Genomic DNA, 17,535 nt, shown 5'->3' on the forward strand with positions numbered 1-17,535 from the left:
GCGCTTTGCTGCTCACTGAGGCAAAGCGCCAGCCAACAATTTGATTGCCATCACCGATATTCATCATTTGCCTTGCTAAATTGTTTGCCTGCTAAGGAGGTAGGCGATGTTAGGTTGGGTGATTACCTGTCACGATGAACTGGCGCAGGAGATGCTGGATCGTCTGGAGAAAAAGTTTGGGCCGTTGACGCAGTGCCGGGCGGTCAACTACTGGCGCAATCTCAGCAGCAATATGCTGAGCCGTATGATGTGCGATGCGCTACATGAGACGGACAGCGGCGAAGGCGTTATTTTCCTGACCGATAAATCCGGCGCGGCGCCTTATCGCGTGGCGGCGCTGATGAGCCATAAGCACACCCACTGTGAAGTGATTTCCGGGATCGACTATTCATTACTGGAAAGTATGTATTTGCTGCGCCAGAGCCTGAGCAGCGAAGCCTTCCGACACGCCATTGTCAGCGCCGGAGGCCCGGCGGTGAGCAGTCTCTGGCATCAGCAGCAAAAGAATCCACCCTTCCGGCTGCTGCATGAGCCGTACGGGAATTAAGCATTGGTATTGATCGCGCTTTTGTTACAATGACGGCAGTTTTTATCTACCGGTTCGATGCGCATGCTTGCCCGAATGTTTGTTTTACTCCTTCTGCTTACGGCGTGCAGCGCTTCCGCCAGCCTGTTAAGCCAGCAGGGCACCCCCGCGCGCTATATGCAAACGACCGAAGATGCGGATATCTGGGCGCAGGTTGGCAACCAGGTAGTGAGCGTCGGCAACGTACGGGCAGGGCAAATACTGGCGGTAGTGCCGACCGCAGCCGATTACTACGAGTTTAATTTTGGCTCTGCGACCGGCTTTATCGATAAAGGCCACCTTGGGCCGGTGCAGGGCAAGCAGCGGGTTGAGGATAGCCTCGGCGACCTGCATAAGCCTCTGAGCAACCAGAATCTCATTACCTGGAAAGATACGCCCGTCTATGATGGCCCCTCCGCTGGCAGCGCGCCGTTCGGCACCCTGGCGAATAATTTGCGCTATCCGATTATCAGCAAGCTCCGGGATCGGTTGAATCAAACCTGGTTTCAGATACGCATCGGTAACCGCCTGGCGTGGGTGAGCAGTCTGGATGCGCAGGAAGATAACGGCATCCCCATACTCACTTATCACCATATTCTGCGTGACGAAGAAAACACCCGGTTTCGTCATACCTCGACCACGACTTCCGTTCGCGCCTTCAGCAACCAGATGACCTGGCTACACGACCAGGGCTATGCCACGCTGAGCATGTATCAACTGGAAGGTTATCTGCGTAATAAAGTGAATCTTCCGGCGCGTTCGGTGGTGATCACTTTTGACGATGGTCTGAAATCGGTCAACCGCTATGCGTACCCGATTCTTAAGCAATATGGCTTTCACGCTACGGCTTTTATTATTTCATCGCGCATCAAGCGCCATCCGCAGAAATGGGCGCCGAACTCGCTGCAGTTTATGAGCATTTCCGAGTTAAAACAGATTCAGGATGTCTTCGACGTGCAGTCGCATACCCATTTCCTGCATCGGGGTGATGCCCGGCGTCATCCGATTCTGCTCAGCCGCAGCTATCACAATATTCTGTTTGATTTTGAACACTCGCGGCGGGCGCTGGCGCAGTTTAATCCCCACGTGCTCTATCTTTCTTATCCGTTTGGCGGCTATAACGCTAAGGCGGTTCAGGCGGCGAACGACGCCGGTTTTCATCTGGCGGTGACTACCGTGAGAGGTAAGGTAAAGCCGGGCGACAATCCGTTCTTATTGAAAAGGCTATATATTCTCAGAACGGATTCGCTGGAGACGATGTCGCGGCTGATAAGCAATCAGCCGCAGGGGTAGATCAGGCAACCTGTACCGGAATGGCTTTTGCCTGGCGCTTCATTTCGTTTTCGCCCTCGAAATAGGCGACTTTCGGCTGCCAGGTGCGGGCTTCTTCGTCAGGCATGGTGACGAAGCTGGCGATAATCAAAATATCACCGACGTTGGCGCAGTGTGCCGCCGCGCCGTTAACGGAGATAATTCGCGACCCGCGCTCTGCGGCGATGGCGTAGGTGGTGAAACGATTACCGTTGGTCACGTTCCAGATATGAATAGCCTCGTTTTCAAGGATGCCGGACGCATCGAGGAAATCCTGATCAATAGCGCAGGAGCCTTCATAGTGCAGGTCGGCCTGCGTGACTTTAACGCGGTGGAGTTTGCCCTGCAGCATATTACGAATCATAACGTCTACCTTTAAAGCTTAACGATAACAAAGCGGACATGACGTCCGCCTTGAGGAAATTCCTGGCAGTATTGCCTGATTTTTAACCCGTGTCTAGCCAGCGAGTGCGACGATCTGATTGTCGATCAAACGCGCTTCGCCGAGCCAGGCCGCCATCAGGATCACCGCTCGCTTACTGGTTTCCGTCAGGTCGAGCAGCGTATCGGCATCGCGGATCTGAATATCATCGGCGCGGAAGCCTTTTTCGTTCAGCTCCTGAGCGGCAATCGCGATAACCTCGTCAAGATTACGCTCGCCGGCCGCCAGTTTCTCCGCCACGCTATTCATCACTTTATGCAGTCCCGGCGCAATTTTGCGCTGCTCAGCGCTGAGATAACCGTTGCGCGAGCTCAGCGCCAGCCCATCTTTAGCGCGCATAATCGGCACGCCGATAATCTCGATGTCATAGCCCATATCGGCCACCATCTTGCGGATGAGCGCCAGCTGCTGGAAATCTTTTTCGCCGAAGCAGGCGACATCCGGCTGTACCAGGTTAAACAGCTTGCTGACGATGGTCGAAACGCCGCGGAAGTGACCAGGACGGCTGGCGCCTTCGAGCATCGTCGACAGTCCTGGAACATCGACGTAAGTCTGATTTTCGATGCCGTGCGGATAAATTTCCGCCGCCGCAGGGGCAAAAATTAAATCGACTTTGCGTTTGTTCAGCTTCTCGCAATCGTCCTGCAGGGTTCGCGGATAGCGCGCCAGATCGTCCGGGCGGTCAAACTGCATCGGATTGACGAAAATACTGGCTACCACCACATCCGCGCTGGCTTTTGCCGCATCGACCAGCTTCATATGACCATCGTGCAGGTTGCCCATGGTGGGAACCAGCGCAATGCGTTTGCCTTCCTGACGTAAACGGCGGATATGCTGGCGCAGCAGCGGCAGGGTTTCAATAATCAGCACAACAATACTCCTTAATGGAAACTGTGTTCTTCGCCCGGATATTCACCGGACTCCACTTCGGCAACATATTGCCGTACCGCGGCGCGCATGTCGCCCGCTGTGCTCAGGAAATTTTTGGCAAATTTGGGAATGTGACCACCGGTGATACCAAAGGCATCATGCATCACGAGGATCTGTCCATCGGTGACGTTGCCCGCGCCGATGCCGATTACCGGGATGGTGAGCGCCTCGGTGACGCGTTTCGCCAGCTCGACCGGCACGCACTCCAGGACCAGCAGCTGTGCGCCCGCCGCTTCTAACGCCAGCGCATCATCCAGCAGAACTTGCCCGGCATCGCCGCGCCCCTGAATTTTATAACCGCCGAAGACGTTCACCGACTGGGGAGTCAGCCCGAGGTGCCCGCACACGGGTACCGCGCGCTCGGCGAGCATTTTCACCGTATCCGCCAGCCATGCGCCGCCCTCGATTTTGACCATATTGGCCCCCGCGCGCATCACGATGGCGGCGTTCTCGAAGGTCTGTTCCGGCGTGGCGTAAGCCATAAACGGCAGATCGGCGAGCAGCAGGCAGTTTGGCGCTCCGCGGCGCACCGCGCGGGTATGGTAGGCGATATCTTCTACGGTCACCGGCAGGGTGGAGTCGTGGCCCTGTACCGTCATGCCCAGCGAATCGCCGACCAGCATCACGTTGATACCCTCATCGGCAAACAGCTTTGCAAAGCTGTAGTCATAGGCAGTGATAGTGGCGAAGCGTTTCTTCTCCTGTTTGCATTTCTGCAGCAGGGCGATAGTGGTCGGTTTCATAACGTTTCCTGATGATGAAAGTCATTTTAACCGGCATTCTAGCAGCCGCATTCAGGGGGGCAATGGTTTTAGGCAACCGATTACCACGATCGCCGTAATTGCTAAAAAATGAAGGGGTATTACCAGCTAGCGGGTTTTTCTGCGCCGAGAGTGGCCAGAACATCGCGCAATGCCAAACCGTCGGGGAAACGTAGTTCAGGCGCAATTTCAAACAGCGGCCACAGCATAAAACCGCGGTTTTTCATATCGTAGTGCGGCACGGTCAGGCGCGGAGTATTCAACACTTCCTCGCCGAACAGCATGATATCGAGATCCAGCGTGCGGGGGCCCCAGCGTTCAGCTTTACGGGTACGGCCCTGCTGCAGCTCAATGCGCTGAGTGTGGTCGAGCAGCGCCTCTGGGGCGAGAGAGGTCTCCAGCGCCACGGCGGCGTTGAGGTAGTCAGGCTGATCCTGCGGCCCCAGCGGCGGTGTACGGTAGAAAGAGGAAACGCTTATCACCCGGCTGTCAGGAATCTCCGCCAGCGCGTTGACGGCAGCGTTAACCTGCTCCAGCGGAGAAGCCAGATTGCTGCCGATAGCGATATAAGCAAGCGTCATGCGCTACCTTCGCGACGCGGCGCGCGTTTACGCGGACGGCGGTTGCGACGACGTGGAGCCGGATCGTCACCCAAATCATCCAGCATATTTTTCTGAGCCGGCGGCGCGGCGACCTGGAACTCGCCCCACCATTTGGTCAGGCGCTGCAGTTCGCCATTGTTCTCGGCGCCGGCGCGCAGCTCCAGCAGATCGTAGGCGGCGCGGAATTTTGGATGCTCCATCAGCTTCCACGCGCGTTTGCCCTGACGGCGGGACATCCGCAGCTGAAGCTGCCAGATATCGCGCACCAGAGTGGTGATGCGTTTCGGGATCGCCAGCGTACGGCAGGCTTCGTCCAGCACGTCGTTCATCGCCAGCGCGAAGGCATCGTAGTAGGCCAGCCCGCTCTCCTGAGCGATTTTCTGCGCGGTTTCCAGCAGCGGGTACCAGAACATCACCGCGAACAGGAACGCCGGATTAACGCGCATGTCGTTGCGAATACGGTTATCGGTATTCTTCAGCACCTGGCTGATGATACGCTCCATTGGACTATCGCCGCGCTCGGTGAAGTAGCGGGTAATGGTCGGGAACAGCGGCTGGAACAGATTATATTCGCGCAGCAGGATATAGGTTTGATATCCGTCGCCGGCCTGCAGCAGCTTCAGGACTTCTTCAAACAGACGCGCCGGCGGCACATCGTGCAGCAGCGTCGCCAGGCGTGGGATCGGCTCGGCGGTCTCTTCGCTGATGCTCATGCCGAGCTTCGCCGCAAACCGTACCGCGCGCAGCATCCGCACCGGATCTTCACGATAGCGGGTCTCCGGATCGCCGATCAGGCGGATAACGCCATCCTGCAGATCTTTCATGCCGCCGACGTAGTCGCGGACGGTAAAATCCGCCACGCTGTAATAGAGGCTGTTGATGGTAAAGTCGCGACGCTGGGCGTCTTCTTCAATCGAACCGAAGATGTTGTCGCGCAGCAGCATGCCGTTCTGGCCGCGCTGGGAGGTGATGCGATCGGTGGTGTGGCCTTCATGATGGCCGCGGAAGGTCGCGACTTCGATAATTTCCGGCCCGAACATCACGTGCGCCAGGCGGAAGCGACGGCCGACCAGACGGCAGTTGCGGAACAGCTTACGCACCTGTTCCGGGGTCGCGTTGGTGGTGACGTCAAAATCTTTGGGTTTTTTGCCCAGCAGCAGGTCGCGTACGCCGCCGCCGACCAGCCATGATTCGTAGCCCGCCTTGTTGAGTCTGTACATGACCTTGAGGGCATTTTCACTGATATCTTTGCGGGAAATTGCATGCTGCTCACGCGGGATAACCGTCATATGTAGTTGTTCGACGGCGGCTTCTGCCTCGCGCTCTTCACGGCTTAGCACCTTACGGCAAAAATTAGCGACTCGGGTAAAAATGGTACACCTCGTAGTGTCAGACGGACTTCAGGACAAAAAAATAGCGGCTAATCATAGCTCAGCGGAACGCATTTGAGAATGCTGGATTTGCTCCGGCCGCCAGTTCGCTATCGCGTACTTGAGTAAATCCTCAATGCTCAGCGTCTGCCATTCCTGAATGACATCCTGATTAAGAAACGTTAGCGCCCGCACAATTTCTGGCCGCGGGTCGCCTTCAGACAGTGCCGGAGCGTGGTTTTGCTTCGACAGTTTATTGCCCTGCGCGTTGAGGGCCAGCGGTAAATGGATATAATCCGGCGCCTGCCAGCCAAAATGCTGATAGAGAGAAATCTGCCGTACCGTTGGTTCGATAAGATCGGCGCCGCGGACGATTTCGCTGACGCCCTGAAAATGATCGTCCACCACCACCGCCAGATTATAGGCGAACAGCCCATCGCGGCGATGGATAATAAAATCTTCGCGCGCCAGCGGCTCGTCGGCAACGATGGTGCCGCGCAGCTGGTCATAAAATTCAAGGACTGGACGAGTTTGCCGCAGACGCAGAGCGGCGTTTTCCGCGCCGAGGCGTAAATCCCGGCAGTGGCCGTCGTAGATGCCGCCCATACCGTGGATACGCGCGCGGGTGCAGGTGCAGTAGTAGCAGAGGCCCTGCTCGCGCAGCCAGGCCAGGCGCTCGCGATAGGCTTCGTGACGTTTTGACTGCCAGAGTACCTCTCCGTCCCAGTGCAGGCCGTAGTGGTCTAATTGACGAAGGATAGTTTCAGCGGCGCCGGGGACTTCACGCGGCGGATCGATATCTTCAATGCGCACGCGCCAGATACCGTTCTGCGCCCGAGCCTGCAGATAGCTGCCAAGCGCGGCGATTAATGAGCCGAAGTGGAGTTCACCGGAGGGTGAGGGGGCAAAGCGCCCGATATAGTGTGAATCTTTCATGATATGACTAAAGCATCAGGGCGGGAGAAAGCTCCCGCCAGAGATGCATCAGCGAAGTGATTAGCCTGCCATCTGTTTTTCGCGAATTTCCGCCAGCGTTTTGCAATCAATGCACAGGTCGGCGGTCGGGCGCGCTTCCAGACGACGGATACCAATCTCGACGCCACAAGATTCACAGAAGCCGAAATCTTCGTCTTCGACTTTTTTCAGCGTTTTCTCGATCTTTTTGATCAGTTTACGTTCGCGGTCGCGGTTACGCAGCTCCAGGCTGAACTCTTCTTCCTGAGCGGCACGGTCTACCGGGTCCGGGAAGTTAGCAGCTTCATCCTGCATATGCGTTACGGTGCGATCCACTTCATCCCTAAGTTGATTACGCCACGCTTCAAGAATGCGCTTGAAGTGCGCCAGCTGGGCTTCGTTCATATACTCTTCGCCCGGCTTCACTTGGTACGGCTCCACCCCAGCGATGGAGAGAATACTCAGGGACGATGTTTTACGGTTTTGCCCTTCTTGCATGTTGCTTCTCCTTAACACGCACTATCGATCCCCGTGTTGGGGGAAAAATCAGGCCGCTATAAATAGCAGATGCTTTTCCGGATAGCAATTATCTAAACGTTACACTTGACAACCCTGTGAGGAAAAGCGTATTTGCGCTCGCGACCCGAATACTATTTAGCCGTTTATTTACCGGGGGTTAACACCACGGTAATTGGCTTATTCAGAGTCATCATCTCGGTAGAAAGTTCCGCCTTGTACGCGAGAATTTCCACCCCCTTGTTTTGCGCCTCAATCAATAGCTGTGCGTATCTGGCATCAATATGATGCGCGGGAGAGAAACGGTCGATCGCGGAATGAAGCACCGCGAACAATATCACCGCCCGATCGCCCGCCGCCGCCACGCTCATCAGCTCCCGCAGGTGCTTCTGGCCGCGCTCGGTGACCGCATCGGGGAAATAACCGTATTCCTTTTCCGCCAACGTAACCGATTTCACTTCAATATAGCAGTTTTGTCGGTCATCTGCTTGTAACAGAATATCAATACGGCTGCTTTCATCACCATACTTCACTTCGCTTTTCAGCGTGTTGTAGCCTACAAGCTCGGGAATTTTACCTGCCAGAATCGCCTCTTTCGCCAACGTATTAGCACGTAGAGTATTAACACAAATTGTCGCGCCCTCGACGGTTTCAGTTAATTCCCATGTGTGAGCATATTTGCGTTTAGGATTATCTGAGGTGGAATACCAGACGGTGTCGCCCGGCGCGGCGCAGCCGGTCATGGCGCCGGTATTGGGGCAGTGCAGGGTCAGCTCGCGTCCATCCGGGGTCATGACGTCGGCGAGAAACCGTTTGTAACGTTTAATCAGGATGGCGGACTGCAGGGGAGGAGTGAACAGCATCAGCTTTCCTTGTCGAAAGGGTAACGTTCCAGCGCCTGATAGCGCGTGCGTCCGCGGCTAAAGCTGGATTGGTAGAGAACAAATTCGTTGACCGCAAACGCCCAGCTAAATCCGGGCGGCGGAATAGGCACCGCGTGGCGCGCGTCGCGCAGCAGGGTGATGTGCGGATGAAACGGCTGCGGGCTTTGATAGCAGCCGCTGCGGGCGGCCTGGGCGCGCAGCATATTCGCTAATTGCAAAACCCCGCGCGGCGGCTGACGAGTACCCAGCCACACCACCCGCGAACGTAGCCACTGCCCGGCATCGTCAAGCGTCAGGGTAAAGCCCGGCTGGCGGATCCGTCCGGCCATTGCAGACAGCGCCCGCTGCTTGTCCGCGCTCACTTCGCCAAGAAAGGCCAGCGTCAGATGGAGGTTAGCCGCCGCCACCGGTCGACCCGCATCCTCGGGAAAGCTGGCGGCGCGCCAGTGAACGATCTGCTGCTGAACTTCTCCAGGAAGTTCAATGGCGAAAAACAGCCTTTTCGGCTCGGACATGATAGAGACTCGGTAATGAATTATCGGGATGCTACAATGCTTGCCCTCACATGTTAACCCCCGGAGCGCTTCGTGTCCTCATTGCCGGTTGCCGCCGTCCTCCCTGAACTTCTCTCTGCCCTGCAGCATGCGCCGCAGGTTTTGCTTAACGCGCCAACCGGCGCCGGGAAATCCACCTGGCTGCCGCTGCAAATTCTCGCCGAAGGTAAAATCAACGGACGCATAATCCTGCTGGAGCCGCGGCGGCTGGCCGCGCGTAACGTGGCGCAGCGGCTGGCGGAACTGCTGGGAGAAAAGCCCGGCGAGACGGTGGGCTATCGCATGCGCGCGGAGAGCTGCGTCGGGCCGAACACGCGCCTCGAAGTGGTGACCGAAGGTATTTTAACGCGGATGATCCAGCGCGATCCTGAGCTGAGCGGCGTGGGGCTGGCGATCCTTGATGAATTCCACGAACGCAGCCTGCAGGCGGATCTGGCGCTGGCGCTGCTGCTCGACGTCCAGCAGGGACTGCGCGACGATCTTAAGCTGCTGATTATGTCGGCGACGCTGGATAATGAACGCCTGCAGAAGCTGCTGCCGGAGGCGCCGGTTATCGTTTCCGAAGGGCGCGCGTTTCCGGTTGAACGGCGTTTTTTGCCGTTGCCGACTCATCAGCGTTTTGACGAGGCTGTGGCGATAGCCGCCGCAGAGCTGCTGCGTAGCGAGAACGGCTCAATGCTGCTGTTTCTGCCCGGGGTAGGAGAAATTCAGCGCGTGCAGGAGCGGCTGGCGGAGCGGGTGGCGAGCGATGTTGTGCTGTGCCCGCTGTACGGCGCGTTGCCGTTGAGCGAGCAGCGTAAGGCGATACTGCCTGCGCCAGCAGGGATGCGCAAAGTGGTGCTGGCAACCAACATCGCCGAAACCAGTCTGACCATCGAGGGGATTCGGCTGGTGGTGGATAGCGCTCAGGAGCGAGTCGCGCGCTTTGACGCCCGGACCGGGCTCACTCGCCTGGTGACGCAGCGCATCAGCCAGGCCTCAATGACCCAGCGCGCCGGTCGAGCCGGGCGTCTGGAGCCGGGTATCTGCCTGCATCTGCTGGCAAAGGAGCAGGCCGAGCGCGCGGCGGCGCAGGGCGACCCGGAAATCCTGCAAAGCGATTTGTCGTCGCTACTGCTGGAGCTATTGCAGTGGGGATGTCAGGACCCGGCCCAGCTCAGCTGGCTGGATCTGCCGCCTGCGACCAACCTGGCGGCGGCCCGGCGTCTGCTCACTGACCTTTCTGCGCTGGAAGGTGACCGGCTGTCGGCGCACGGGCGCAAAATGGCGGCGTTAGGTAACGATCCGCGTCTGGCGGCAATGCTGACGGCCGCGGAGGATGCCGATGGCGCCGCCACGGCGGCTAAGCTGGCGGCGATCCTTGAAGAGCCGCCGCGCGGCGGCAATAGCGATCTCAGCGCGGCGTTTGCCCGTCAGCAGGGCAACTGGCAGCAGCGGGCGCAGCAGCTGATGAAAAGGCTGGCGGTTCGCGGCGGTCAGCCCGACGCCGACAGCATCGCGGCGCTGCTGGCCTCCGCTTTTGCCGACCGTATCGCCCATCGTCGCGGTCAGGAGGGGCGCTACCAGCTGGCTAACGGGATGGGGGCGATGCTTGACGCCGATGATGCCCTGAGCCGCCACGAATGGCTGATTGCGCCGCTGCTGCTGCAGGGGAGCGCATCGTCAGATGCGCGGATCCTGCTGGCGCTGCCGGTCGATATTCACGCGCTGATTGAGCAGTGTCCGGCGCTGGTCCGGCGTTCCGATACCGTCGAGTGGGATGAGGCGCCAGGCACGCTGAAGGCCTGGCGGCGCACCTGTATCGGACGCCTGGTCATCAAGACCCAGCCGCTGGCGAAGCCGGCGGAAGAGGAACTGCATCAGGCGATGCTTAATGGGATCCGAGAGAAGGGACTGAACGTGCTCAACTGGACGCCGGAGGCGGAGCAGCTGCGTCTGCGGCTGCACTGCGCGGCGCAGTGGCTGCCGGAGGAGGCGTGGCCGGCCGTTGATGAGGCGTCGCTGCTGGCCTCGCTTGAACAGTGGCTGCTGCCGCAGATGGCGGGCGTCCATTCGCTGCGGGCTCTGAAGACGCTGGACGTGCGTCAGGCGCTGCAAAACTGGCTGCCGTGGCCGCTGCGCCAGAAGCTGGACAGCGAGTTGCCCACGCATTATACGGTGCCGACCGGTAGCCGCATTGCGATTCGCTATCACGATGAAAACCCGCCGGCGCTGGCGGTGCGAATGCAGGAGATGTTTGGCGAGGCGACCACTCCGACTATCGCCCAGGGGCGGGTGCCGCTGGTGCTGGAGCTGCTTTCGCCGGCGCAGCGCCCGCTGCAGATCACCCGTGATTTAGGCGCGTTCTGGCAGGGGAGCTACCGCGAGGTACAAAAAGAGATGAAAGGGCGCTATCCGAAGCACGTCTGGCCCGACGATCCGGCCAATACCGCCCCGACCCGCCGCACCAAAAAGTATTCGTAGCCGGAGAGTTCCCGGGTTGCGGCGTAAACGCCTTACCCGGCTACCCGACCAGCACCGCCCGTAGCCCTGCTAAGCGCAGCGCGAGCAGGGGATATTTTATACCTGGCCCCACAAAAAGATGCCGCCGCCCGCCAGCGCCAGCCAGGGGCCGAAGGCCAGAGGCTGTTCGAGCGAACGACGGGTTACCAGGCGCTGCAGCAGCGTCCAGATCAGGCCGCTGGCGGAAGCCAGCAGCAGCGTATGCGGCAGCGCCTGCCAGCCGAGCCACGCGCCGAGCGCCGCCAGCAGCTTGAAATCACCGTAGCCCAGCGCCTCTTTACCGGTCAGCAGACGGAACACCCAGTACACTGACCACAGCGATAGATACCCGGCCATCGCGCCAACGACCGCCTCCGCCAGCGGCGCGAAGAGATCGGTAAGATTGAACAGCAGCCCGGCCCACAGCAGCGGCAGAGTCAGCCTGTCAGGCAGCAGCTGCGTTTGCGCGTCGATGGCGGCGAGGATCAGCAGCAGCGACAATAAAATTAACCCGCCCAGCAGCGGCATGCCCGCAGGGATCAGGTACCCGACCAGCATAAACAGCGCGCCGGTCGCCAGCTCCATCAGCGGATAGCGACGTGAAATCGGTCGCCCGCAGCAGCGCGAACGCCCCTTGAGCCATAAAAAGCTCAGCAGCGGGATATTGTCCCGCCAGGCGATGGGTTGACGGCACTGCGGACAGAACGATGCGGGGAGGCAGAGATTCACTCCCTCTGCGTACTCCATCATCAGCGGTAAACGATGGATAACGACGTTAAAAAAGCTGCCGAACGCCAGTCCGGACAAGAATAAAAAACCGCCCCAGATTAACGGGAATTGCGCGGCGAACTCGGGTAACAATGCGATGTTTTCCACGGCTATTTTTTCTCCTCGGATAGCCACTGTCCCTGCCACTGCCACGGCGTGCGCCCCTGCTTATCTTTACGGCCGGTTTGCGCAACCAGCAGCGTCAGCAGCGCCGGAGCCGCCTGACGGGTTTGCAGCATGCCGTTAAACGTATAGCGCCCGTCGGGTGTCAGAACGCCCTGTCCGGTGAGGCTAAGCTGATGGGAATCCTGGGTCAGGGCGATAGCCAGCGCGCCCGCCGGGGTGCAGCTTAGTTTGCCGCTAACCTGGGCCAGTTCGAGCGAACCGGCGGGGGAGGTGAGCGCCGCATCCTGCCACTGCACGGCGCCCGCGCTTATCTGTCGGCAGCCGCCAGCGTTAAAACGGGCTTCCGGTAGCGTCAGCATCACCTGGCCACGAGCTTCCAGCGGTATCCCGAGCGCCAGCCGCTGGCCGATCGTCCGGGCCGGAATCACGAGTCGGCCCTCGCGCACCACAAACTCGTTCAGGCCGTGCAGCCAGGCCTGGCCGCGCAGGCCGGAGGGGGCGCTAAACGCGATATGCCAGCCGGGAAGCCACGACGAAAAGCCAAACTCCCAGCGTAAATGGGCGATGTCAAAACCGCGCCAGCTGGCCTGACGGGCTTCTCCTTGCCACAGGGTGCCCGTGGTTTCGCCGAGCCGCGCGCCTTCCGGCAGCGCCAGGGCCAGCAGTCTCGCCGGCGCGCTAAGCAGTAGCCAGAAGAGATAGACCGCCGCCAGCAGCAGGCCGATAGTGATTTTATTTTTCATCGCTGCGCTCCAGCACCAGCGTAGTGACGGTGACCCGGCCGGGCTGCTGCGCCACGGCGGCCACCGTCAGCGTAACGGTGGTCATCCCCGCCTGCCCCAGCGCGTCGAGCCATGCCATCAGCGCCTGAAAATCGGCGGGCTGCACGCTAAGGCCCAGGCGAGCTCCCTGCGGCTGCAGGCGAACGATGGCGATCCCGTGGCGGGCGGCTTCGCGCATAATCACCGTTGATGGCTCTTGCGGCGCGGCAGGCGATTTCTGCTGGCGAAGCTGCTGCAGAAGGGGAGTCTGCTGGCGCATCCACTGCAGACTGGCCTGCTCCCGGGTCAGCGTTTGCCGCCACTGTGTCTCGCGACTTTGCCAGGGCTGCCATAAAGCGTAATAGACCAGGCCGATAATCAGCATCACGCCCATGCCCAGCAGCAGATGCCGTTCGCGGCGCGTACGCTGTTGCCATAAGGTCATCAGGTTATGCATCGTTATCCTCCAGCGTCAGACGCCCTTCAATACCGTCTGCGCGCGGTTTCATTTCCCCGCTCTGCACGCGGAAGCCGGCCCGCGCCCGCTGGCTGAACTGCTCCAGAGCCTGCGATGAGACGGCGGATATCTCCAGCTGCAGCGCGTTGCGCCCGGCATCATAGCTCAGGGTGCGCAGGCGAATGCCCGGCGTTTCAGCAATGATTTGCTGCAGAGCGCCGAGCCGCGAGATGAGCGCCGGCCGGGCGCTTGCGCTTGCCAGTCGACGCAGATGCTGCTGCATTTGCAGACGTGGATTGACGAGGTTTTTTTCGCTTTTGAACCACTGGCGGTAAAAGTCACGGCTGGCCTGTACCGCGGCGTCGGCCTGGCGCGCCAGCGCGAGATGGTCGTGGAGGCGATTCCCGCTCCACAGCAGCAGTAGCGCCAGCGCAGCGGCGAGAGCCGGGCGCCAGCGTCGGGGCGTCGGCGCCCGGCGGCGTTCAGGGGCAAAATCGCCCTGGCATAAGCAGATTTTACGCGCCTGCGGGTTGCTCGCCGCCAGCTCCAGCAAATCCTGCGTCGGCAGAGGTTGCCACGGTGCGGCAATCTCCGGCGGCGGCGAGTAGCAGGCGATGGGCGCGAGGTCAGGCCAGTGAACCAGCAGTTCGCCGAGCCATGAGGTTTCCACCGCCATACCGCTCTCCGAATCGTGGCGAAACAGCCACTGCTCGCCGCAGCGTACGGCGCTCCAGCCGGTTGGGTTGTGCGGCAGGGTTAGGGCATCCGGCGTCAGGGCCAGCACGTTGAGTCCGAGTTGTTCGCACCAGGCCTGCCAGGCGCGCATCTTCTCCCGCCCGACCACCGCCACGGCACAATCGCTTTTATCCCGGTGGAGCAGGGCAAAATGGCTCTCCTCGACCTCTGTTGCCAGCTGTTCTTCGAGTAAAAACGCCAGGGCCTGCTGCGCATTTCGGCGCACGCCGGCGGGCAGAGTAACGCGATGAAACGCGCAGTCGCTGGCGGGCACCAGCACCCAGGCCGGATAATGTTGCGCCAGCAGGTTGAGCGTCGGATCGCCAACGTCAGGATGCCATTCTCCGCTCTGCGCCTCGTCGCCCGGCGCGGCCAGCCGCCATATCGCCGTCGTGGCATCGGGATTGAGGCGAATAATCAGCACGGTGGCGGAAGAGGTATGGTGGTTATTCATCGGCTACCCAATAGATTCCATAGCGCCGCTGGACGACGCCGAAGGTTCGCCCCTGCTTTTGCAGGAGGCTACGTTGCTGATAGCGGGCGCTGCCCATCACTACGCTGAAGGTGGCGATAAAACGCTCGCTGCGCACCGTCAGCCACGGACGCGCGGCGGCGGTATCGGTTTTTTGTAGTATCGGCTGCGACAGGAAAGCGGCGACGCTGCTCCAGCCGGTGGCCGCGCGCGCCTGCAGCAGCTGCCGGGCTTCGGCAAGGGTGAGTTCAGCCGGGAAGAGCGCCGACAGTAGCGCGGCCTGAGCGGGCTGCAGGGTATTGACGTTCACCTGCAGCGCATCGTCCGGAGGCGCGCAGACGTAGGGCAGCAGACGCTGATAGAGCGTCGCGTCCATCCCGGCCAGCAGGCGCAGTTCGCTGACATCCTGCAGCGGCTGATTGCCGCTCAGATAGCCGGGGGATTGCGCCATATAGACTTCATCTTCCGCGCCGTTCAGCAGCGGCTGGCGATCGCTGTCCACCCAGTCGCGCAGGGCGGCGGTCAGCTGTAAGGCGCGCAGCGGCTCGCTGCCGAGATTCTCCAGCAGTCGGGTAAAAACCTGTGCGGGATAAGGGATTTCAACGCTTTCGTCGCCGCTGAGCTGGTTAATGGCGTTGAGGTTGAAGCAGGCCTGCGCGTCGCTTAGGGTGGCGTAGATCTCGCCGTCATTGAGCGTAAAACGTCGCCCCTGCTGGGCCCAGTTCTGCGCCAGATGGGTTTGGTTCGGCGAGTCGAGCGCGTCGCGTTGTAGCAACGCCGCCGCCAGGGTTTCCGCCCCCAGCGCGTACCATTTGGCCTGCAGGTTATCGAGGGTCGTCGCGGTTTGCTGATACATCCGCGCGCTGCGCTCGGTCATGGCGCTCGCCAGCACCATCATCAGAGCGAGGATCAGCAGCACCATAAGCAGGGCGACGCCGCGCTGGCGGGTATTCATTGGCTGCCTCCCGGCGTAAGCAGAAACAGCCTTCGGATCTCGCCGTATGGCTCCAGCGTCAGGGTGACCTCCAGCCCCTGGGGCAACCTCTGCGGCTGCTGCCATTCATCCAGCCAGCGGCCGCTGGCGTAAAAGCGCAGACGAAACGCCTGCACGTTGCGCTGCATAACGGTCACCGTGGGCAGACTACCGGGCAGCGGGTCCTGCTGGTCGTAGCTCAGGCGCTCCAGGTGGCTGCCGCGCAGGCGGTAGCTGACGTTCTGAATTTCCGAACGCGGCAGAAGCCCCAGAGGGTTGGGCCAACCGTTGCGGCTAAAAGCGATCGCCCAGTCGTCGCTGCCGAGCTGAAAGCGTCCGGCAAAAAACAGGCTCGCGCTGTCGCGGCTGCGGCGGGGAATGATTTGGCTAAAGTCCGCCGCCATCTGGCTGAACGTTTGCTGCAGCATCTGGATGCGCTCGCCTTTATCGCGGGTGAGCGTATCGGCGCGCATCACATTTTGCAGCACCGTGACCGCAGCGACGCTGAGCGCGGCGAGGATGGTCAACGCCAGCAGCATTTCAACGAGGGTAAATCCGCGAGCTCGCTGGATCATGGCGGCGTCACGTAGGTGCGCAGCGAAGAGACGGGCATCTTTTCGCTTTTGGCATGGCGGACCTCGACGTCCAGCGCCCGCAGCTGCGGGAGGTCGGTTTCCACGCCCTGCCAGCGAATGTGCCAGCTGACGCCCGCCGTCTGCACCGTGGTTTCCGACCAGCTCAGCGCGGGCCAGCGATTTTCCAGCCGTAGCTGCACCAGCTGATTATCCGCCAGCCAGCCGGCCAGAATTTTCTCCTCCATTCGCCCCAGCTGGCGGGTTTGCTGGAGCGTGGCCTGCACCACCGCCAGCCCGGCAAGGACGAAGACCACCAGCGCGACCATCACTTCTATTAGCGTCATGCCGGCCTGCTTTTTCATGGCGCCTCCTGCGGTTGAGGCTGGCTTTCGCCGCGCGCATTAAACGCGATACCCGTGGCTTCGCCGACGGTCAGCCGAAAGGGGGTCATCTCCCCGCCGGGAAAGATCAGCACATCGGGGTTGTCGCCCGGCGTCCAGGCCTCGCCCTGCGGAAAAGCGAGGCGTAGCTTGTCCCCGACGACGCTGCCCGAAGTGGCGACGCGTCCGGCGCTTAGCGGCAGCCAACGATAGCCGTTCCAGTCGTTGCCGACAGAGGGGGGCTCATGGCTTTCGCGGGCTTGCAGGACCAGAAACTGCCATCTATCGGGATGCACCGAGACGCCAAAAAACTGACCGGTTTGTAGACCTCGCTGCTGGACAAAGCGCAGCTGCGCCTCAAAGCGCGCCAGGGTCTGCGCCGCGCTATCATCGCGCGAGGCGGGGAAGGCCAGCAGCACCATGCCTGCGCTGACCCCCATCAGCAGCAAAATGAGCATCATCTCCAGCAACGTAAAGCCGCGCTGTCGCACTATTTTTTCCCAATCGTCCAGTTGCCGATATCGTCATTGCTCTCCGGCACGCCGTCCGGCCCGAGGCTGAAAATATCGACCTGTTCATGCTGGCCGGGGCTTAGCAGCTGGTAATCGTTGCCCCAGGGATCCTGCGGCAGACGGCGAATATAGCCGCCTTCGGGATAGTTGCGCGCGTGCGGCTCGGCCGATGGCGCGCTGACCAGCGCCTGCAGCCCCTGCTCGGTAGTGGGATAGCGGCTGTTGTCCAGTTTGTACATGTCCAGCGCCCCTTCGAGCGCCACAAGATCGCTGACCACTTTTTGCCGATCGGCCTTTTCTTTGTTGCCCATCAGATTGGGCACCACGAGGCTGGCGAGTACGCCGAGGATAACAATCACCACCATGATTTCCAGTAAGGTGAAGCCGCGCTGTCGTTGCATATTTT

The 17,535-nt window shown here is 60.3% G+C and carries 21 protein-coding genes; 3 read left to right on the forward strand and 18 right to left on the reverse strand.

Features of this window, described 5'->3' with window-relative positions:
• Positions 1-106 precede the first annotated feature (106 nt).
• Both ABLV11_RS08680 and ABLV11_RS08685 read left to right on the forward strand, forming a co-directional pair.
• Positions 107-547 (forward strand): PTS sugar transporter subunit IIA, encoded by a 441-nt coding sequence (locus ABLV11_RS08680; RefSeq protein WP_016809928.1) that lies wholly within the window; start codon positions 107-109, stop codon positions 545-547.
• A gap of 57 nt (positions 548-604) precedes the next feature.
• Complete coding sequence (locus ABLV11_RS08685) at positions 605-1,858, forward strand: polysaccharide deacetylase family protein (RefSeq protein ID WP_348855286.1); 1,254 nt, start codon at positions 605-607, stop codon at positions 1,856-1,858.
• Between the two features lies 1 nt (position 1,859).
• Here the strand turns inward: ABLV11_RS08685 and panD are convergent, their stop codons facing one another.
• From panD to thpR, 9 genes are all read right to left on the reverse strand, one after another.
• Positions 1,860-2,240 carry an aspartate 1-decarboxylase gene (panD, locus tag ABLV11_RS08690; protein ID WP_004108014.1) on the reverse strand — a complete coding sequence of 127 codons (381 nt, stop codon included), beginning with the start codon at positions 2,238-2,240 and terminating at the stop codon, positions 1,860-1,862.
• A gap of 93 nt (positions 2,241-2,333) precedes the next feature.
• Positions 2,334-3,188 (reverse strand): pantoate--beta-alanine ligase, encoded by an 855-nt coding sequence (gene panC, locus ABLV11_RS08695; protein WP_070555855.1) that lies wholly within the window; start codon positions 3,186-3,188, stop codon positions 2,334-2,336.
• Positions 3,189-3,199: 11 nt separating this feature from the next.
• Complete coding sequence (panB, locus tag ABLV11_RS08700) at positions 3,200-3,991, reverse strand: 3-methyl-2-oxobutanoate hydroxymethyltransferase (protein ID WP_004108012.1); 792 nt, start codon at positions 3,989-3,991, stop codon at positions 3,200-3,202.
• 119 nt (positions 3,992-4,110) lie between these two features.
• Complete coding sequence (gene folK / locus ABLV11_RS08705) at positions 4,111-4,590, reverse strand: 2-amino-4-hydroxy-6-hydroxymethyldihydropteridine diphosphokinase (protein WP_004108010.1); 480 nt, start codon at positions 4,588-4,590, stop codon at positions 4,111-4,113.
• Complete coding sequence (gene pcnB, locus ABLV11_RS08710; RefSeq protein WP_071787138.1) at positions 4,587-5,984, reverse strand: polynucleotide adenylyltransferase PcnB; 1,398 nt, start codon at positions 5,982-5,984, stop codon at positions 4,587-4,589. Before pcnB ends, folK begins: the two co-directional genes overlap by 4 nt.
• A gap of 51 nt (positions 5,985-6,035) precedes the next feature.
• Positions 6,036-6,917, reverse strand: coding sequence for a tRNA glutamyl-Q(34) synthetase GluQRS (gene gluQRS / locus ABLV11_RS08715; protein ID WP_004108006.1), 882 nt, complete (start codon positions 6,915-6,917; stop codon positions 6,036-6,038).
• Between the two features lie 60 nt (positions 6,918-6,977).
• Complete coding sequence (dksA, locus tag ABLV11_RS08720) at positions 6,978-7,433, reverse strand: RNA polymerase-binding protein DksA (RefSeq protein ID WP_004098689.1); 456 nt, start codon at positions 7,431-7,433, stop codon at positions 6,978-6,980.
• 164 nt (positions 7,434-7,597) lie between these two features.
• Complete coding sequence (sfsA, locus tag ABLV11_RS08725) at positions 7,598-8,314, reverse strand: DNA/RNA nuclease SfsA (RefSeq protein WP_004108004.1); 717 nt, start codon at positions 8,312-8,314, stop codon at positions 7,598-7,600.
• Positions 8,314-8,850: an RNA 2',3'-cyclic phosphodiesterase gene (gene thpR, locus ABLV11_RS08730; protein WP_004108002.1), complete on the reverse strand. Its 537-nt coding sequence runs from the start codon at positions 8,848-8,850 to the stop codon at positions 8,314-8,316. The genes sfsA and thpR overlap by 1 nt, the downstream gene beginning before the upstream one ends.
• 72 nt (positions 8,851-8,922) lie before the next feature.
• Here thpR and hrpB point away from each other — a divergent pair, with 72 nt between their 5' ends.
• Positions 8,923-11,352 (forward strand): ATP-dependent helicase HrpB, encoded by a 2,430-nt coding sequence (hrpB, locus tag ABLV11_RS08735; RefSeq protein ID WP_126488469.1) that lies wholly within the window; start codon positions 8,923-8,925, stop codon positions 11,350-11,352.
• A 96-nt stretch (positions 11,353-11,448) separates the two neighbouring features.
• On the opposite strand, the gene ABLV11_RS08740 is transcribed toward hrpB, so the two are convergent.
• Genes ABLV11_RS08740 through gspG form a run of 9 tightly spaced genes read right to left on the reverse strand, consistent with a single transcriptional unit; the run spans position 11,449 to position 17,530 of the window.
• Positions 11,449-12,246, reverse strand: coding sequence for an A24 family peptidase (locus tag ABLV11_RS08740; protein WP_053064614.1), 798 nt, complete (start codon positions 12,244-12,246; stop codon positions 11,449-11,451).
• Between the two features lie 2 nt (positions 12,247-12,248).
• Positions 12,249-13,007: a type II secretion system protein N gene (locus ABLV11_RS08745; protein WP_032728911.1), complete on the reverse strand. Its 759-nt coding sequence runs from the start codon at positions 13,005-13,007 to the stop codon at positions 12,249-12,251.
• A complete protein-coding gene (locus ABLV11_RS08750) occupies positions 12,997-13,482 on the reverse strand; it encodes a type II secretion system protein M (RefSeq protein ID WP_016808874.1) in 486 nt (161 codons plus the stop codon). The genes ABLV11_RS08745 and ABLV11_RS08750 overlap by 11 nt, the downstream gene beginning before the upstream one ends.
• Positions 13,475-14,671 carry a type II secretion system protein GspL gene (gene gspL / locus ABLV11_RS08755; RefSeq protein ID WP_126488471.1) on the reverse strand — a complete coding sequence of 399 codons (1,197 nt, stop codon included), beginning with the start codon at positions 14,669-14,671 and terminating at the stop codon, positions 13,475-13,477. Before gspL ends, ABLV11_RS08750 begins: the two co-directional genes overlap by 8 nt.
• Positions 14,664-15,644: a type II secretion system minor pseudopilin GspK gene (gspK, locus tag ABLV11_RS08760; RefSeq protein WP_004107989.1), complete on the reverse strand. Its 981-nt coding sequence runs from the start codon at positions 15,642-15,644 to the stop codon at positions 14,664-14,666. Before gspK ends, gspL begins: the two co-directional genes overlap by 8 nt.
• Positions 15,641-16,237 (reverse strand): type II secretion system minor pseudopilin GspJ, encoded by a 597-nt coding sequence (gene gspJ / locus ABLV11_RS08765; RefSeq protein WP_126488473.1) that lies wholly within the window; start codon positions 16,235-16,237, stop codon positions 15,641-15,643. Before gspJ ends, gspK begins: the two co-directional genes overlap by 4 nt.
• Positions 16,234-16,599: a type II secretion system minor pseudopilin GspI gene (gene gspI, locus ABLV11_RS08770; protein ID WP_126488475.1), complete on the reverse strand. Its 366-nt coding sequence runs from the start codon at positions 16,597-16,599 to the stop codon at positions 16,234-16,236. The genes gspJ and gspI overlap by 4 nt, the downstream gene beginning before the upstream one ends.
• Positions 16,596-17,108, reverse strand: a complete 513-nt coding sequence (gspH, locus tag ABLV11_RS08775; protein WP_023320342.1) for a type II secretion system minor pseudopilin GspH — start codon at positions 17,106-17,108, stop codon at positions 16,596-16,598. The genes gspI and gspH overlap by 4 nt, the downstream gene beginning before the upstream one ends.
• Positions 17,108-17,530, reverse strand: coding sequence for a type II secretion system major pseudopilin GspG (gspG, locus tag ABLV11_RS08780; protein WP_004107983.1), 423 nt, complete (start codon positions 17,528-17,530; stop codon positions 17,108-17,110). Before gspG ends, gspH begins: the two co-directional genes overlap by 1 nt.
• Between the last annotated feature and the right edge of the window lie 5 nt (positions 17,531-17,535).

It is taken from the genome of Klebsiella sp. GW_Kp181, assembly GCF_040062315.1.
GTDB classification, from domain to species: domain Bacteria; phylum Pseudomonadota; class Gammaproteobacteria; order Enterobacterales; family Enterobacteriaceae; genus Klebsiella; species Klebsiella oxytoca.

What these genes read in the sequence shown, in the direction of transcription:
- ABLV11_RS08680 (WP_016809928.1), top strand. Translation starts at nt 107, where the DNA reads ATGTTAGGTTGGGTGATTACCTGTCACGATGAACTGGCGCAGGAGATG.
- ABLV11_RS08685 (WP_348855286.1), top strand. Translation starts at nt 605, where the DNA reads ATGCGCATGCTTGCCCGAATGTTTGTTTTACTCCTTCTGCTTACGGCG.
- panD (WP_004108014.1), bottom strand. Translation starts at nt 2,240, where the DNA reads ATGATTCGTAATATGCTGCAGGGCAAACTCCACCGCGTTAAAGTCACG.
- panB (WP_004108012.1), bottom strand. Translation starts at nt 3,991, where the DNA reads ATGAAACCGACCACTATCGCCCTGCTGCAGAAATGCAAACAGGAGAAG.
- folK (WP_004108010.1), bottom strand. Translation starts at nt 4,590, where the DNA reads ATGACGCTTGCTTATATCGCTATCGGCAGCAATCTGGCTTCTCCGCTG.
- gluQRS (WP_004108006.1), bottom strand. Translation starts at nt 6,917, where the DNA reads ATGAAAGATTCACACTATATCGGGCGCTTTGCCCCCTCACCCTCCGGT.
- dksA (WP_004098689.1), bottom strand. Translation starts at nt 7,433, where the DNA reads ATGCAAGAAGGGCAAAACCGTAAAACATCGTCCCTGAGTATTCTCTCC.
- sfsA (WP_004108004.1), bottom strand. Translation starts at nt 8,314, where the DNA reads ATGCTGTTCACTCCTCCCCTGCAGTCCGCCATCCTGATTAAACGTTAC.
- thpR (WP_004108002.1), bottom strand. Translation starts at nt 8,850, where the DNA reads ATGTCCGAGCCGAAAAGGCTGTTTTTCGCCATTGAACTTCCTGGAGAA.
- ABLV11_RS08745 (WP_032728911.1), bottom strand. Translation starts at nt 13,007, where the DNA reads ATGAAAAATAAAATCACTATCGGCCTGCTGCTGGCGGCGGTCTATCTC.
- ABLV11_RS08750 (WP_016808874.1), bottom strand. Translation starts at nt 13,482, where the DNA reads ATGCATAACCTGATGACCTTATGGCAACAGCGTACGCGCCGCGAACGG.
- gspL (WP_126488471.1), bottom strand. Translation starts at nt 14,671, where the DNA reads ATGAATAACCACCATACCTCTTCCGCCACCGTGCTGATTATTCGCCTC.
- gspK (WP_004107989.1), bottom strand. Translation starts at nt 15,644, where the DNA reads ATGAATACCCGCCAGCGCGGCGTCGCCCTGCTTATGGTGCTGCTGATC.
- gspJ (WP_126488473.1), bottom strand. Translation starts at nt 16,237, where the DNA reads ATGATCCAGCGAGCTCGCGGATTTACCCTCGTTGAAATGCTGCTGGCG.
- gspI (WP_126488475.1), bottom strand. Translation starts at nt 16,599, where the DNA reads ATGAAAAAGCAGGCCGGCATGACGCTAATAGAAGTGATGGTCGCGCTG.
- gspG (WP_004107983.1), bottom strand. Translation starts at nt 17,530, where the DNA reads ATGCAACGACAGCGCGGCTTCACCTTACTGGAAATCATGGTGGTGATT.